The organism is Thioalkalivibrio sp. ALJT (genome assembly GCF_000381825.1).
Taxonomy (GTDB): Bacteria; Pseudomonadota; Gammaproteobacteria; order Ectothiorhodospirales; family Ectothiorhodospiraceae; genus Thioalkalivibrio.
The window spans coordinates 59,449-73,978 of the sequence record NZ_KB907129.1; the positions used below are offsets into that span (position 1 = coordinate 59,449).

At 69.5% G+C, this 14,530-nt stretch carries 13 protein-coding genes; 5 read left to right on the plus strand and 8 right to left on the minus strand.

Features of this window, described 5'->3' with window-relative positions:
- Window positions 1-53: 53 nt before the first annotated feature.
- From G332_RS0110260 to G332_RS0110280, 5 genes are all read left to right on the plus strand, one after another.
- On the plus strand, window positions 54-599 hold the full coding sequence (locus tag G332_RS0110260; RefSeq protein WP_019626910.1) for a glycine cleavage system protein R: 546 nt from the start codon (window positions 54-56) through the stop codon (window positions 597-599).
- A 185-nt stretch (window positions 600-784) separates the two neighbouring features.
- Complete coding sequence (locus G332_RS0110265; RefSeq protein WP_018138964.1) at window positions 785-1,105, plus strand: BolA family transcriptional regulator; 321 nt, start codon at window positions 785-787, stop codon at window positions 1,103-1,105.
- Between the two features lie 4 nt (window positions 1,106-1,109).
- The gene (locus G332_RS0110270) at window positions 1,110-2,321 is read left to right on the plus strand and encodes an alkaline phosphatase family protein (protein WP_026340778.1); all 1,212 of its coding nucleotides are present in this window, start codon (window positions 1,110-1,112) and stop codon (window positions 2,319-2,321) included.
- A 61-nt stretch (window positions 2,322-2,382) separates the two neighbouring features.
- Window positions 2,383-2,685: a hypothetical protein gene (locus tag G332_RS0110275; protein ID WP_019626912.1), complete on the plus strand. Its 303-nt coding sequence runs from the start codon at window positions 2,383-2,385 to the stop codon at window positions 2,683-2,685.
- 18 nt (window positions 2,686-2,703) lie between these two features.
- Entirely contained in the window at window positions 2,704-7,245 is a 4,542-nt protein-coding gene (locus G332_RS0110280) for a DEAD/DEAH box helicase (protein ID WP_019626913.1), read from the plus strand.
- Window positions 7,246-7,451: 206 nt separating this feature from the next.
- Here G332_RS0110280 and hisC read toward each other — a convergent pair whose 3' ends face one another.
- From hisC to mlaD, 8 genes are all read right to left on the minus strand, one after another.
- A complete protein-coding gene (hisC, locus tag G332_RS0110285) occupies window positions 7,452-8,546 on the minus strand; it encodes a histidinol-phosphate transaminase (RefSeq protein WP_026340779.1) in 1,095 nt (364 codons plus the stop codon).
- Complete coding sequence (gene hisD, locus G332_RS0110290; RefSeq protein ID WP_019626915.1) at window positions 8,543-9,844, minus strand: histidinol dehydrogenase; 1,302 nt, start codon at window positions 9,842-9,844, stop codon at window positions 8,543-8,545. The genes hisC and hisD overlap by 4 nt, the downstream gene beginning before the upstream one ends.
- A 24-nt stretch (window positions 9,845-9,868) precedes the next feature.
- Window positions 9,869-10,936 carry a 3-deoxy-7-phosphoheptulonate synthase gene (locus G332_RS0110295; RefSeq protein ID WP_019626916.1) on the minus strand — a complete coding sequence of 356 codons (1,068 nt, stop codon included), beginning with the start codon at window positions 10,934-10,936 and terminating at the stop codon, window positions 9,869-9,871.
- Between the two features lie 10 nt (window positions 10,937-10,946).
- Window positions 10,947-11,597 (minus strand): ATP phosphoribosyltransferase, encoded by a 651-nt coding sequence (gene hisG / locus G332_RS0110300; protein ID WP_019626917.1) that lies wholly within the window; start codon window positions 11,595-11,597, stop codon window positions 10,947-10,949.
- Window positions 11,598-11,634: 37 nt separating this feature from the next.
- The gene (gene murA, locus G332_RS0110305) at window positions 11,635-12,894 is read right to left on the minus strand and encodes a UDP-N-acetylglucosamine 1-carboxyvinyltransferase (protein ID WP_019626918.1); all 1,260 of its coding nucleotides are present in this window, start codon (window positions 12,892-12,894) and stop codon (window positions 11,635-11,637) included.
- Between the two features lie 110 nt (window positions 12,895-13,004).
- A complete protein-coding gene (locus G332_RS0110310) occupies window positions 13,005-13,322 on the minus strand; it encodes a lipid asymmetry maintenance protein MlaB (protein ID WP_019626919.1) in 318 nt (105 codons plus the stop codon).
- Window positions 13,319-13,990, minus strand: a complete 672-nt coding sequence (locus G332_RS0110315) for a phospholipid-binding protein MlaC (protein WP_026340780.1) — start codon at window positions 13,988-13,990, stop codon at window positions 13,319-13,321. The genes G332_RS0110310 and G332_RS0110315 overlap by 4 nt, the downstream gene beginning before the upstream one ends.
- Before the next feature lie 26 nt (window positions 13,991-14,016).
- The gene (mlaD, locus tag G332_RS0110320; RefSeq protein ID WP_019626921.1) at window positions 14,017-14,475 is read right to left on the minus strand and encodes an outer membrane lipid asymmetry maintenance protein MlaD; all 459 of its coding nucleotides are present in this window, start codon (window positions 14,473-14,475) and stop codon (window positions 14,017-14,019) included.
- Window positions 14,476-14,530: the final 55 nt, after the last annotated feature.

Below are 14,530 nucleotides of genomic sequence, written 5' to 3' on the forward strand. Positions count from 1 at the left end.
TTTCTTTCCGTACGATGGTGGGCCGCGCGCTGCAGCGACACAGGAGACTGACCATGAAGACTTCGCTCATTCTGACGCTGGTAGGACCGGACTCTCCGGGGCTTGTCAGTACGGTGGCGGCCCGCGCCCGGGCGGCTGGCGGCAACTGGCTGGAGAGCCGGATGGCGCAGCTCGCCGGGCAGTTTGCCGGGGTCGTGCTACTGGAGGTAGATGCAGACAAGGCCGACACGCTAGAGGCCGCGCTGCGCGAGCTGGAAGGCGACGGGCTGCAGGTGCAACTCCAGCGCGGCAGCGAACGGCCGGCGGCGGCGCAGCATCCGGTGGTACTGGATCTGGTCGGGCACGACCGACCGGGGATCGTGCAGGACATCACCGCCGTACTCTCGCGCCACGGTGTGAGTGTCGAGACCCTGGAAACCGCCTGCGAGCCGGGCTCGATGAATGGAGAACCGATGTTCCGCGCAAAGGCCCGGCTGGGCGTTCCCGAGGGTCTGGACCTGCATACCGTACAGGACGACCTGGAGGCCCTGGCCAACGAGCTAATGGTCGACCTCGAACTCCACGACCCACTACAGGAACCACCCGAGGCCGTGGCCTGACCCTGACTGCAGCCCGCGATCAGCCCTGGAGTGCCGCCCGGCTACTGAAGGGAGCGCACGCGCGGCGAACGATGACTGCTCCGCCGGGCAGCGGCAGCCATGCGGCTGGCCAAGGATCTGGACATGCGGGTACGACACGGCACACTGAGTGCGATGTCCCGTTAATCGAAGCACTGGAGTCGTCGATGACCATGCAGGAGACCATTACCCGGAAGCTGGAGGAGCGCTTTGCGCCCGAGCATCTGGAGGTGGTGAACGAGAGCCACATGCACAACGTGCCCCCGGGTTCGGAGTCGCATTTCAAGGTGACGGTGGTATCCGAGGCCTTTCGCGACCAGAAGCTGATCGCGCGGCATCGGCTGGTGAACCAGGCCCTGGCCGACGAGCTGGCCGGCGGCATCCACGCCCTGGCGCTGCACACGCTGGACCCGGACCAGTGGTTCGAGCGTGCCGGCAAGGTGGCGGACTCCCCGCCCTGCATGGGTGGCGACGGCGGCAAGGCCTGATCCCTTGCCGCTAACGGATATCCCCGCGGCCGGCTCGGCCGTGGATGCCGTCCTGCGCGCCCGGCTGGAAGCACCCGGGCTGATGGATCTGCTCGGCCCCATCGAGGCCAGCCTGAATCCGGCGGCCAGCCACCCGCCGCTGCCGGGCGTATCCGAGCACCTGGGGCCGGACCGCCACATCGTGCTGTGGCTGATCGACGGCTTCGCCACCCGCTATCGCCGCCACACGCCGCTGCTGGGCGCGGACTACGTAACCGACCTCGAGACCGTGTTCCCCAGCACCACGGCCACCGCGATCACCAGCATCCTGACCGGACGTGCGCCCGCGCAGCACGGCCTGCTCGGCTGGAACACCCGCCTGCCGTCCGCCGAGCGCACGCTGACGGTACTGATGGGCCAGGAGCGCGACACCGAGGACCGCCCGGCCACACTCGGCTACCGCGAGCTGACCGGGCGCGTACAGCCGGACCGCCTGGTCGACCGGCTCGGCTGCCACACGACCATGATCGGACCGGACTGGATCGGCGGCACGCCGTACAACCGGATGATGAACAGCTCGGCCGCATTCATCGGTTTCGAGGACCTGTCCGAACTGCCGGCGCGGGTGGCCGCGCACGTGAACGCGACACCGGGACCGCATTTCACCTACGTCTACTGGTCGGAGCTCGACCACCTGGGCCACGCCTACGGCCCGGAGAGCCCGGAGGTGGAGCGCCACCTGAAGCAGCTGGACCTGGCCTACACCGCGACCTGCGCGCAGATCCAGCGCCCGGAAAGCATCTTCCTGACCACCGCCGACCACGGCATGCGCACCATGGAGCGCCGCCTGGACCTGCGCGAACACCCGGCGGTGCAGGCCTGCCTGCGCCACCGCCTGACCGGCGAGCCACGCGCGGCCATCGCCCATGTGCGCGAAGGACGCGACACGGACTTCCTGACGGCCCTGGACGCCGCCTTCGGCGCAGACGTAGCCGCCATCCCCGCCGCCGACTGGCTGGGGCCCGGCACGCTGGGCCTGCCCCCAGGGCATCACCGTGAGCACCCCGAGCTGCGGGCACGCGCCGGCGACTACCTGCTGCTGCCCGCGGAGGACGCCTACCTGGTGGACCCGCCGGACGACGACGAGGGGCCGTTCTTCGTCGGTGCCCACGGCGGATTGTCCCCGGAGGAGCGGCATATTCCCCTGTTTCTTCGGAATATCGGCCAGTCGCGGTAAACTGCCGGGTTCGTTCGCGGTCGAAGGATCGCGGCTAGCTGAAAACCGATTTCGAGAACCCATGAACGACACCGCCGACCAGACCTACAACAATGCCGCCCAGCACCTGATCGAGCTGGCGAACCGGCTTGCCGATGACGGCCAGGCCGCCGAAACCGGCGACGTCGCCGACGGCCTGCTGGCCGGTGCCGTGCACTTCTGGCTGTACAGCCGCCAACCCTGCGGCGATCCGTTGTGCAAGGACTGCGCCCCGTTCGCGGACGCCGAGAGCCGTCTGGCCATGCTGCACGAGCTGATCGACGAGCTGGCGCGCGACAGCGACTACTTCCACGCCACCACCGACACCACCGTCGGCCACGCCTGACCCGCCACGCCCGAGCCGATGCCGGTCACGCCCTTTCGCCCCGCGACCGACACCTGGTTCGGCGAGGCCTTCGGGCAGGCGACCGCGATCCAGTCGCGCGGCTGGCCCGCGATCCGGGCCGGCCACCACTGCCTGCTGATCGCCCCCACCGGGAGCGGCAAGACCCTCGCCGCGTTCCTGAGCGCCATTGATCGCCTGACCGACGAGCCCCCGCCGGATGCCCGTCGCGGCTACTCGGTGCTCTACATCTCGCCGTTGAAGGCGCTGGCCACCGACATCGAGCGCAACCTGCGCGCCCCGCTGACCGGCATCGCGCAGACCGCCGCGCGTCTGGGCCAGACCACGGGCCAGATCGTGGACGAAAACGCAAGCGAACCGGTGGTACACATCCGCACCGGCGACACCCCGCAGGCCGAGCGCCGCGCGCAGGCCCGCGAACCCGGCGACATCCTGGTGACCACGCCGGAATCGCTGTACCTGCTGCTGGGCTCAAAGGCCGCGGAGAACCTCGAGTCCATCCACACGGTGATCATCGACGAGGTGCATGCGCTGGCCGGCAACAAGCGCGGCGCGCATCTCGCCCTGTCGCTGGAACGCCTGGCCGAGCGCTGCGGCGAGGACCCGCAGCGCATCGGGCTGTCCGCCACCGTGCATCCGATGGAGGTGGCGCGCGGCTTCCTCGGCGGTGATCGCGAGGTGGAGGTGATCGACGCCGCCGAGCCACCGCGCCTGGACCTCGAGATCCTCGCCCCCGAGGAGCCGCCCGCCGAACACGCACCCGCCACCGTCGAGGCCACGGAGGCGCAAAGCCACATCCCGTCCGGCTCCATCCTCGGCACGGTGTACGGCCAGGGCACCGGGCAGCTCCCCACCGCTGGCGGCAACCGCGCCGCAAGGCTGGAGCCGCGCCTGCTGGCCGCGATCCTGGAGCACCGTTCCACCATCGTGTTCGTGAACAGCCGCGGGCTGTGCGAGCGCCTGGTCCAGCGCATCAACGAGGCCTGGCGCGAACAGCAGCCGGAGGATGCCGAACCGGTGGAGGACCTGGTCGCCGCCCACCACGGCAGCGTATCCCACGAGCGCCGCGCCGAGATCGAGGGCCGGCTGAAGACCGGGCGCCTGCGCGGCATCGTCGCGACCAGCTCGCTGGAGCTGGGCATCGACATGGGCGCGGTGGATCTGGTGATCATGGTCGAATCCCCCGGCGCGGTCGCCCGCGGGCTGCAGCGCGCCGGGCGTGCCGGGCACGGCGTGGGCCAGGTCTCGCGCTCGCTGCTGCTGCCGCGCTTTCGCGGCGACCTGCTCGAATGCGCGGTGATCGGCGAGCGCATGCAGGCCGGCGCGCTGGAACCGATCCACGCCCCGCACAACCCGCTGGACGTGCTGGCCCAGCAGCTCGTCGCGATGGTCTGCGAACGCCCGCGCACAGTGGACGAACTGCACGCGCTGGTCCGCCGCGCCGCGCCCTGGCGCGAGCTGTCGCGCCCGCTGCTCGAGGCCACGCTGGACATGCTCTCCGGCCATTATCCGAGCACCGACTTCGCCGACCTGCGCCCCTGGCTCGCCTGGGACCGCGCCCGCGACGAGCTGACCCCGCGACGGGGGGCGGCGCTGGCCGCGCGCCTGAACGCCGGGACCATCCCCGACCGCGGGCTATACGGCGTACATGTCGGCGAGGGCGGGCCGCGCATCGGCGAACTGGACGAGGAGATGGTGTTCGAGCTGAAGACCGGGGAGAACGTGACCCTGGGCGCCAGCACCTGGCACGTGGAGGCGATCACCCGCGACCGCGTGCTGGTCTCCCCCGCCCCCGGCGAGGTCGGCAAGCTGCCGTTCTGGCATGGCGACGGCCCTGGCCGCCCGATCCAGCTCGGCCAGGCCATCGGCGCCGCCACCGAGCGGCTGGCACGCATGGGCCGCGCCGAGCGCGCCGCCTGGCTCAGGGAACACGCGCCACTGTCGGAGGCGGCGGTGGAGACCCTCTGCGACTACATCGACGAGCAGCGCGAGGCCACCGGACAGTTGCCATCCGACCAGCGCATCGTGGTCGAACGCTTCCGCGACGAGGTCGGCGACTGGCGCGTCTGCATCCTGACCCCGTTCGGCGCGCGCGTGCACGCCCCCTGGGCGCTGGCCCTGCAGGGCGCACTGACCAGCCGCTCCGGCTTCGAGGTGCAGGTGATGTACACCGACGACGGCATCGTGCTGCGCCTGGCCGACAGCGAGGACCTGCCCGAGTTGGACGCCTTGTTTCCCGACCCGGAGGAGCTGGAGGAGGCGGTCACCCGCGAGCTCGGCAACTCCACCCTGTTCGCCAGCGCCTTTCGCGAGAACGCAGCACGCGCCCTGCTGCTGGTGCGCAACCGCCCCGGCCAGCGCACCCCGTTGTGGGCGCAGCGGCTGAAGTCGCAGCAGCTGCTGGCCTCGGTGCGCGAGTACGCGAGCTTCCCGGTGGTGCTGGAGACCTACCGCCAGGTACTGGCCGACGTGTTCGATCTGGACGCCCTGCGTCAGATCCTGCGCGGCGTGCAGGAACGCCGCATCCGCGTGCACGAGGTGGAGACGCCACAGGCCTCGCCGTTCGCCCGCAGCCTGGTGTTCGCCTATGTCGCAGCTTACATCTACGAGCAGGACGCGCCGATGGCCGAGCGCAAGGCCCAGGCGCTGACGCTCGACCGCGGAATGCTGGCCGAACTGCTGGGCCAGGCCGAGCTGCGCGAGCTGATCGACCCCGAGGCCCTGGCCGAGCTGGAGGCCGAGCTGGCGCACGCCACCGAGGCGACCCGGGTGCCGGACGCCGACGCCCTGCACGACCTGCTGCGCCGGCGCGGGGACCTGACCGCGGACGAGGTCGCGGCCGCCTGCGCCGAGGCGCCGGGGCCGTGGCTGGAACAACTCGCCCGGTCCCTGCGCGCGGTGGAGGTGCGCATCGCCGGCGAGCCGCGCTGGATCGCCGCCGAGGACGCCGCGCTGTACCGCGATGCCCTCGGCGTGGTGCCCCCGCCCGGCCTGCCCGCCGCCTTCCTGGAACCGCCGCAGCGCCCGCTGGAACAGCTGCTGCGCCGCTACGCCCGTACCCACGGCCCGTTCCGCGTCGAGGACCTTGGCGCACGCTACGGCCTCGCACCGGGCGCGCTGCTTCCGGCGCTCGAGAGCCTGGAGCGCGCCGGCGTGCTGCTGCGCGGCGAGATCCGCCCGCAGGGCACGGGCGAGGACTGGTGCGAACTGGACATCCTGCGGCGGCTGAAGCGCCGCACCCTGGCGCGGCTGCGCGACGAGGCGGCCGCGGTGGACGCCCGTGCGCTGGGCCGCTTCCTGCCCGCCTGGCAGGGCCTGGCCGAACCCGGCCGCGGCGCCAGCGCCCTGCGCGAGACGCTGACGCAACTGGAGGGCATCGCCCTGCCCTGGTCCGCCTGGACCGCCCATGTGCTGCCGATGCGGGTGCGCGACTTCTCGCTGGATGCGCTCGACCGCATCACCGCCTCCGGGGAGTTCGTCTGGGTGGGCAGTGGCGCGCTGGGCCAGCGCGACGGGCGCATCCGCTTCCTGCGCCGCGAACAGGCGATGGTGCTGCTGGAACCGGAGGCCGATGCCGCGGATACCCCGGCCAGCGACGACCCGCTGGCGCAGGCAATCCTGGAGGCCCTGGACCGGCGCGGCGCCTGCTTCTACCTGGAGCTGGAACGCGCGGCCCGCAGCGCACAGCCGGACGCCCGCCAGGACGCGATCGAGGCCGCGATCTGGGACCTGGTCTGGGCCGGGCAGATCACCAACGACACCTTCGCGCCACTGCGCAGCCTGGGCCAGCGCAAGACCTCCGCACGTAGCCGGCGGCGACCGGGACAGGGCCTGGCCGGCGGGCGCTGGTCACGGGTCGCCGAACTGATCGACCCCGGCGTGTCGCTGACCGAGCGCGCCCGCGAACAGGCCGAGAACCTGCTGGCCCGCTACGGCGTGGTCAGCCGCGAGATGGCCCGCGCCGAGGGCCTGCCGGGTGGCTTCGGGCGCGTGTATCCCGTCTACCGCGCGATGGAGGACACCGGCAAGCTGCGCCGCGGCCACTTCGTCGAGGGCCTGACCGGTGCCCAATTCGCCCGCGCCGGCGCGGTGGACCACCTGCGCGCCCTGGAACGCGCGGCCGACGACACCCCCGAGCCTCAGTGGCTGGCCAGCGTTGACCCGGCCAGCCCCTGGGGCCTGCTCCTGCCCTGGCCACAGCCGCCGCAGGCGGCCGAGGGCCGCCTGCGCCGCGTCGCCGGGGCACTGGTCGCGCTGGCCGGCGGCCAGCCGCTGCTGTACCTGGCCGCCTCCGGCCGCCAGCTGTTCGTCTGGGAGACCATCCCCGGCATCGACACCGGCGAGGCCCACGCCGCCCTCGTCACCGAGGCGATCCGCCAGCTCGCCGGGAGCCGCTGGCTGCCGAAGCGCCGCGGTGTGACCATCGAGAGCATCAACGGCGAACCGGCGCGCCAGTCCCCGTTCGCCGCTGCGCTGCGCGCCGGCGGTGCACTGGGCGAGGTGCGCGGCCTGCGCCTGGAGCCACCCGCCGGCCGCCGCTAACCCACCTGGCAGAGTGAAGGGCCAGGAAGGGCTTTTCACCACAGAGGACACGGAGAAATTCGGGTCTCGGTGAACAGAAAGATGAGAAGGCTGGGAGGAGAGCTTCGAGGGTGTGGCCGATTGGGTGGCATTCGCATTCCCCCCAAGCCGGCAGGAGCCTGCTCGCAGGCGAAGCCCCTGCCCACGGTGGTACGACCCGGAAGGCGTCAGATGGAGAGGGCCTGCCCCAGCGCCGCCAAGAAGGCGTCGTTCTCGTCGGGCCGGCCGACCGTGACGCGCAGGCAGTCGGCGAGCAGGGGATGCGCGCGGCCGACGTCCTTGATCAGGATGCCGGCGTCGCGCAGGGCCGCGAAGGTCGCATGCCCGTGTCGCTCGCGCACCCGGAAGAGGATGAAGTTCGCCTGGCTGGGAAAGACTTGCTCGACGCCCGTCGTCGCGACTAGGCGCTCGCCCAGGCGGTCGCGCTCGTCGATGATCCCCCGCGCCTGGGCATCCAGCGCATCGCGATGCTCCAGGGCGAAGGCGACGGAGCGCTGGGTCAGCGTGTTGATGTTGTACGGCAGCCGCAGCCGGTCCAGCGCGTCGATCCAGGCCGGGGTGCCGGCCAGGTAGCCGAGCCGAGCGCCGGCCAGCCCCAGCTTGGAGACCGTGCGCATCACCATCAGGCCGTCGTCCGCGCCGACCCGCGAGAGGAAGCTGTGGGCGGCGAACGGGGCATAGGCCTCGTCGACCACGGTAACCCCCGGATTCGCGTCGACGACCGCCTCCACCGTCGCGGCGTCGTCCAGCGTCCCGGTCGGGTTGTTGGGGTAGGCAAGGAACACCACGGCCGGGTTGTGCTCGGCCATCGCCGCGCGCATCGCCGCGAGGTCCAGGGTGAAGTCCGCGTTCAGCGGCACGCCGACGAACGGCACGCCCAGCGCCCGGGCCAGCACGCCATACATCACGAAGGTCGGCTCCGGCGCCAGCACCGGTCGGCCGGATCCGGCGATCGCCGTGATCAGGATCTGGATCAATTCGTCGGAGCCGTTACCGAACATCAGCCCGGCGGCCTCGGGCACACCGTGGGCGGCGCGCACTTGTTCAGCCAGATCGCGGGCCTGTGCATCCGGGTAGCGGTTCAGTTGCGGGTCGCGAAGGGCCTCCAGCCAGGCGTCTTCCAGCGCGCCGGGCCAGGGGTGCGGGTTCTCCATCGCGTCCAGCTTGATCAGGCCGGTTGCGTCAGCCACCTGATAGGCGGGCTGCGCCAGCACCTCCGGGCGCATCAGGGCGTCCGGGGTTCGTGTCGAGCGTGCGGTCATCGACTGCGCAGTTCGGCGGATCGCGCGTGCGCGGTCAGGCCCTCGCCGTGCGCCAGCGCGGCGGCGGTCGTGCCGAGCTTCGCCGCGCCCTCGGCCGAGCAGTGGATGATGCTCGAGCGCTTCTGGAAGTCGTACACGCCCAGCGGCGAGGAGAAACGCGCGGTGCGGGAGGTCGGCAGCACGTGGTTGGGCCCGGCGCAGTAGTCGCCCAGGGCCTCGGAGGTGTAGCGGCCCATGAAAATCGCGCCGGCGTGACGCAGGCCGGCGTCCAGCATCGCCTGCGGATCGGCCACCGACAGCTCCAGGTGTTCCGGGGCGATGCGGTTGGCGACCGCAACGGCCTCGGCCGAGTCGCGCACCTTCACCAGGGCCCCGCGCTTGTCGAGGCTGGTGCGGATAATCTCGGCGCGCGGCATCTCGGCCAGCAGGCGGTCCATGGCCTCGGCGACGCGATCGAGGAAGGCCGCATCCCAGGACAGCAGGATGGACTGGGCCTGCTCGTCATGCTCGGCCTGCGAGAACAGGTCGGCCGCGATCCAGTCCGGGTCGGTCTCGCCGTCGCAGACCACCAGGATCTCCGAGGGGCCGGCGATCATGTCGATGCCGACCGTGCCGAACACCTCGCGCTTGGCCGCGGCGACAAAGATATTGCCGGGGCCGACGATCTTGTCCACCGCCGGGATGGTCTCGGTGCCGTAGGCCAGGGCCGCGACCGCCTGGGCGCCGCCCACGGTGAACACGCGGTCCACCCCGGCCACGGCGGCCGCGGCCAGCACCAGGTCGTTCAGTTCGCCGCCCGGGGCAGGCACGACCATTACCAGCAGTTCCACGCCCGCGACCTTGGCCGGCACCGCATTCATCAGCACGGACGACGGATAGGCCGCCTTGCCGCCGGGGACATACAGCCCCACCGAATCCAGCGCGGTCACGCGCTGACCGAGGACCGTGCCGTCTTCGTCGGTGAAGTCCCAGTCCTGCATCTTCTGGTGTTCGGCGTACTGGCGGATGCGCGTGGCGGCGGTCTCCAGCGCCTGGCGCTGCTCCGCCGGGATGGATTCCAGTGCGGCCTGCAGGCGCTCCTGCGAGATCTCCAGTTCCGCCACCGCGCTGCGGTCGAGGCGATCGAACTTGGCGGTGTAGCGCAGCACGGCGGCGTCGCCCTCGGCGCGCACGGCGCTCAGGATCTCGTCCACCGCATCGCGCACGCCGGTGTCGGCGACGGACTCCCAGGACAGCAGGTGCTCCAGGGCCTGATCGAAGTCGGGCTGCTGGGTATCAAGTCGGGCAATGGAGGGCATGATCGGGGTCCTCTGGGCGTTTTCCTAGGCGGAGACAGCGGTCTTGCGGCGCGTCCGCACGGCCTCGGCCAGCAGGCGCAGGGTGGCCTCGCTGTCGTCCCAGCCCATGCAGGCATCGGTAATGCTCTGGCCGTATTTCAGCGGCTTGCCGGGCAGGATGTCCTGACGGCCGCCGGTCAGGTGGCTCTCCAGCATCACGCCCATAATGCGCCGGTCACCGCCGGCGATCTGTTCGCCCAGCACCCGTGCCACCTCGACCTGCTGTTGCGGGTCCTTGCGGCTGTTCGCGTGGCTGCAATCGACCATCACCATCTCCGGCAGCTCGGCCATGCGCAGCTCCTTGCAGGCCTGTTCGATGCTCTCGGCATCGTAGTTCGGCTGCTTGCCGCCGCGCAGGATGATGTGACAGTCGTCGTTGCCGGTGGTGGAGAAGATCGCCGAGCGCCCGGCCTTGGTCACCGACAGGAAGTGGTGCGGGCGCGAGGCGGAGCGGATCGCGTCGATCGCCACGCGCAGGCTGCCATCGGTGGAGTTCTTGAAGCCCACCGGGCAGGACAGCCCGGAGGCCAGTTCGCGGTGCACCTGACTCTCGGTGGTGCGTGCGCCAATCGCGCCCCAGGCGACCAGGTCCGCAATGTATTGCGGGCTGATCAGGTCGAGGTATTCGGTGGCCGCCGGCATGCCCTTGATCGCCAGATCACGCAACAGGCCGCGCGCAACCCGCAGGCCCTTGTTGATGTGGAAGCTGCCGTCCAGGTCCGGGTCGTTGATCAGGCCCTTCCAGCCGACCGTGGTACGCGGCTTCTCGAAATACACTCGCATCACGATATGCAGGGCATCGGAGAGCTCTTCGCGCAGAGCCTTGAGCCGATCGGCATAGTCCAGCGCGGCATCCACGTCGTGAATCGAACAGGGGCCGACGATCACCTGCAGGCGGTCATCCTCGCCGTGCAGGATACGGTGGCAGGCCTGACGAGCCGCGAACACGGTCTCGGAGGCCGCATCGGTGATGGGCAGTTCCTCGCGCACGGTGTCCGGGGCGGACACCTCCTGGATGGCGCGGATTCGGAGGTCGTCGGTATCGGCGGTCATGGTGTTCTCGTTACGTCGTCGCGGGCGTGACGGCGTCGCGCAGGCCCTCGATCAGATTTTGAATGGTTCCATGTCTCATCTTCATGGCTGCCTGGTTCACGATCAACCGGGAACTGATGGGGGTAATCAGTTCCAGCGGCTCCAGGCCGTTGGCCTTAAGGGTGTTGCCGGTGTCGACCAGGTCCACGATGTAGTCGGCCAGACCGACCAGGGGCGCCAGCTCCATCGAGCCGTAGAGCTTGATGATCTCGACCTGACGACCCTGCTCCGCAAAGTAGCGCTGGGTAATGTTCACGAACTTGGTGGCGATGCGCAGGCGCTGCTGCGGGTCCGGCTGCTGGCCCGGACGCCCGGCCAGCATCAGGCGGCAGCGGGCGATGTGCAGATCCAGCGGCTCGTACAGCCCCGCGGCGCCGTGCTCCATCAAGACGTCCTTGCCGGCCACGCCTATCGCCGCGGCGCCGTGCTGCACATAGGTCGGCACGTCGGTGGCGCGCACCACGACGATCTTCACATCCTCGCGGTTGGTGTCGAGGATCAGCTTGCGCGTCTTGTCCGGATCCTCCAGTAGTTCAATCCCGGCGCTGGCCAGCAGCGGCAGGGTGTCCTTGAGGATGCGACCCTTGGACAGGGCGATAGTCAGGGCATTGGGATCCATCATGGGTCAGGCGTTCGTCCGGTTCGGTGTCAGTCGCGTATCAGACCGGCTCGCGACGGATGGTCGCGCCGATCTGGCTCAGTTTTTCCTCGATGCATTCGTAACCGCGGTCGATGTGGTAGATGCGGTCGACCTCGGTCTCGCCCTCGGCCACCAGACCGGCGATGATCAGACTGGCCGAAGCACGCAGGTCGGTCGCCATGACCGGCGCACCCACCAGCTTCTCCACCCCCTCGACGATCGCGGTATTGCCCTCGATGGTGATGCGCGCACCCATGCGCTGCAGCTCCAGGGCATGCATGAAGCGGTTTTCGAAGACCGTCTCGACCACCGAGCCGGTCCCCTCGGCGACCGTGTTCAACACCATCATCTGCGCCTGCATGTCGGTCGGGAAGGCCGGGAACGGCGCGGTACGCAGGTTCACCGCCTTCGGACGGCGCCCTTCCATGTCCAGTTCAATCCAGTCCGGGCCGGTCTCGATGCGTGCGCCGGCCTCGACCAGCTTGGCCAGTACCGCATCCAGCAGTTCCGGACGCGTGTTGCGGGTACGCACGCGGCCTCGGGTCACCGCCGCCGCCACCAGGAAGGTACCGGTCTCGATCCGGTCCGGCATTACGTCGTATTCGCAACCGTGCAGGCGCTCCACGCCCTGGACCCGGATGGTGTCGGTCCCCGCACCGCGGATCTGTGCCCCCATCGCCGTCAGGCAGTCGGCCAGATCGACGACCTCGGGCTCGCGCGCCGCATTCTCGATGACCGTTTCGCCCGCGGCCAGGGTCGCGGCCATCAGCAGGTTCTCGGTCCCGGTGACGGTGACCTGGTCAAACACGACCCGCGCGCCCTGCAGGCGATCCGCACGCGCATGGATATAACCGCCTTCGACCTCGATCTTCGCACCCAGGGCCTCAAGCCCGCGCAGATGCAGATTAACCGGGCGTGAGCCGATCGCGCAGCCGCCCGGCAGCGAGACCTCGGCCTCGCCGAAGCGCGCCAGCAGCGGCCCCAGTACCAGGATGGAGGCGCGCATGGTCTTCACCAGGTCGTAGGGCGCAACACACTGGGTCAGCGTGGTCGGGTCGACCTCGATGCGCATGCGCTCGTTGACCGTCAGGCTGACGCCCATCCGGCCCAGCAGCTCCATCGTGGTGGTTACGTCCTGCAGATGCGGGACGTTGCCGATCGTCATCGGCCCGTCCGCCAACAGCGTGGCGGACAGGATTGGCAACACGGCGTTCTTGGCCCCGGAGGTCCAGACCTGACCCTCGAGTCGGCCGCCTCCGGTAATGATCAGCTTGTCCATGGGGTGCCCGGATTCACCACCGAACCGACCATGGTCCGGCGAAACGCCCCATAATAACGAATCCGCGCGGCAGGCGCCCGGCCAGCCGACCACCGTGCCACCGGGAGGGGTCAGGCCAGCGCGCGCGCCGCCGAGTCGGTAACGATATCTTCCAGGTCATACAGCTGGAGCAGCGGCCGCAGGGCGTCCGGGATCGGCTCGAAGGTCAGGGTCTGTCCCTTCTCGTACGCCCGACGCCACAGGATCACCAGAAAGGCGACCCCGGCACTGTCGATCCGACCGACCTGCTCCAGATCCACACGTGCGTATTCCGGCAGCACGGAGGTCAGTTCACGCGCGCGCGCATCCAGACCGGCCACGGTCGCCAGACTCAGGGGGCCTTCCAGCACCAGCCCCCCGGCATCCGCGCGTATACGGGCATCGCTCACGAGCCCTCTCCGCCCCCATTCATCTCGATATCGCCCACCGTGTCTTCGATCAGCGCTTCGTCACCATCTTCCAGGCGTGCGATCAGGGCATCCAGGCCATCCCGATTGATCTCCTCGTTGAAACGCGTGCGGAAGTTGCCAACGAAACTCAGACCCTCGGCCTCAACGTCGAACACCTTCCAGTCGCCATCCACCGGACGCATGCGGTAATTGACCTGGATATTCGACTGCCCGGAGCCCATGACCACCTCGGTAGCCACCACGGCCATGCGATCGTCCTGACGCGAACGCCGCTCGATGATGCGCACCTCCTTGTCGAGGTGTTCACCCAGTTGCACGCCATAGGCCTGAAGAAGCGCATCCGTGAAGGCCGCCGTAAAGCGGCTGCGCTGTTCGCTGGAGGCGTCGCGCCAGTGACGCGCCAGCACCAGTCGGGCCATGCCGTCCGCATCCACGTTGGGCAGGATCTCATCCTTGATCACCCCGATCACGAACTCAGGGTCCTCCCGGGCACGCGTTTCGTCGGCGCGCAGGGTCTCGTAGACCGCGTCGATCGACTGCTGAATCAGGTTAGAGGACTCATTCGCCTGCACCTTCGCCGAGACCATCAGCAGCAAGGCCAGCAGCGCCAGTGGCAGGATTCGCTTCGGTTCACGCAACCATTTCATGCTCTTCTGCTCCAGATTCCGGGCCATCAATCATTCCCCATATTGGTCAAGAAGCGGCCGATAAGGTTCTCCAGCACCACCGCGGACTGGGTAAACATCAGCTCGTCACCATCGCGCAGGGTTTCAAAGTCGCCACCCGGTTCCAGGGCAATGTACTGCTCGCCCAGCAGCCCTGCGGTGTGGATCGCCGCCTGGGTATCCTGCGGCAGATAGTCATGTTCCGCGCGAATCGCCAGGATCACCTCGGCTCGGAATCGGTCCGGGTCGTAGCGGATCTCCGCCACGCGCCCGATACGCACACCGGAGACCGTCACCGGGGCCCGCGTCTTGAGCCCGCCAATGTTGTCGAAATACCCCGTCACCGTGTAGGTGTCGCGGTCGTGGTAGTCGGTCACGTTACTGACCTGGACGGCCAGATAGAACAGCGCACCTATGCCCAGAAGCACAAACACACCGACTGCCAGTTCGAAGAAACGCATCTTCATTCTTGCCACCTGCTAGGGAACTCCGATTTCAGCGCTTCCGCCGGGGAAGCACCGG

What these genes read in the sequence shown, in the direction of transcription:
- G332_RS0110315 (WP_026340780.1), bottom strand. Translation starts at nt 13,990, where the DNA reads ATGAAATGGTTGCGTGAACCGAAGCGAATCCTGCCACTGGCGCTGCTG.
- murA (WP_019626918.1), bottom strand. Translation starts at nt 12,894, where the DNA reads ATGGACAAGCTGATCATTACCGGAGGCGGCCGACTCGAGGGTCAGGTC.
- mlaD (WP_019626921.1), bottom strand. Translation starts at nt 14,475, where the DNA reads ATGAAGATGCGTTTCTTCGAACTGGCAGTCGGTGTGTTTGTGCTTCTG.
- G332_RS0110275 (WP_019626912.1), top strand. Translation starts at nt 2,383, where the DNA reads ATGAACGACACCGCCGACCAGACCTACAACAATGCCGCCCAGCACCTG.
- G332_RS0110265 (WP_018138964.1), top strand. Translation starts at nt 785, where the DNA reads ATGACCATGCAGGAGACCATTACCCGGAAGCTGGAGGAGCGCTTTGCG.
- G332_RS0110280 (WP_019626913.1), top strand. Translation starts at nt 2,704, where the DNA reads ATGCCGGTCACGCCCTTTCGCCCCGCGACCGACACCTGGTTCGGCGAG.
- G332_RS0110260 (WP_019626910.1), top strand. Translation starts at nt 54, where the DNA reads ATGAAGACTTCGCTCATTCTGACGCTGGTAGGACCGGACTCTCCGGGG.
- hisG (WP_019626917.1), bottom strand. Translation starts at nt 11,597, where the DNA reads ATGATGGATCCCAATGCCCTGACTATCGCCCTGTCCAAGGGTCGCATC.
- G332_RS0110295 (WP_019626916.1), bottom strand. Translation starts at nt 10,936, where the DNA reads ATGACCGCCGATACCGACGACCTCCGAATCCGCGCCATCCAGGAGGTG.
- hisC (WP_026340779.1), bottom strand. Translation starts at nt 8,546, where the DNA reads ATGACCGCACGCTCGACACGAACCCCGGACGCCCTGATGCGCCCGGAG.
- hisD (WP_019626915.1), bottom strand. Translation starts at nt 9,844, where the DNA reads ATGCCCTCCATTGCCCGACTTGATACCCAGCAGCCCGACTTCGATCAG.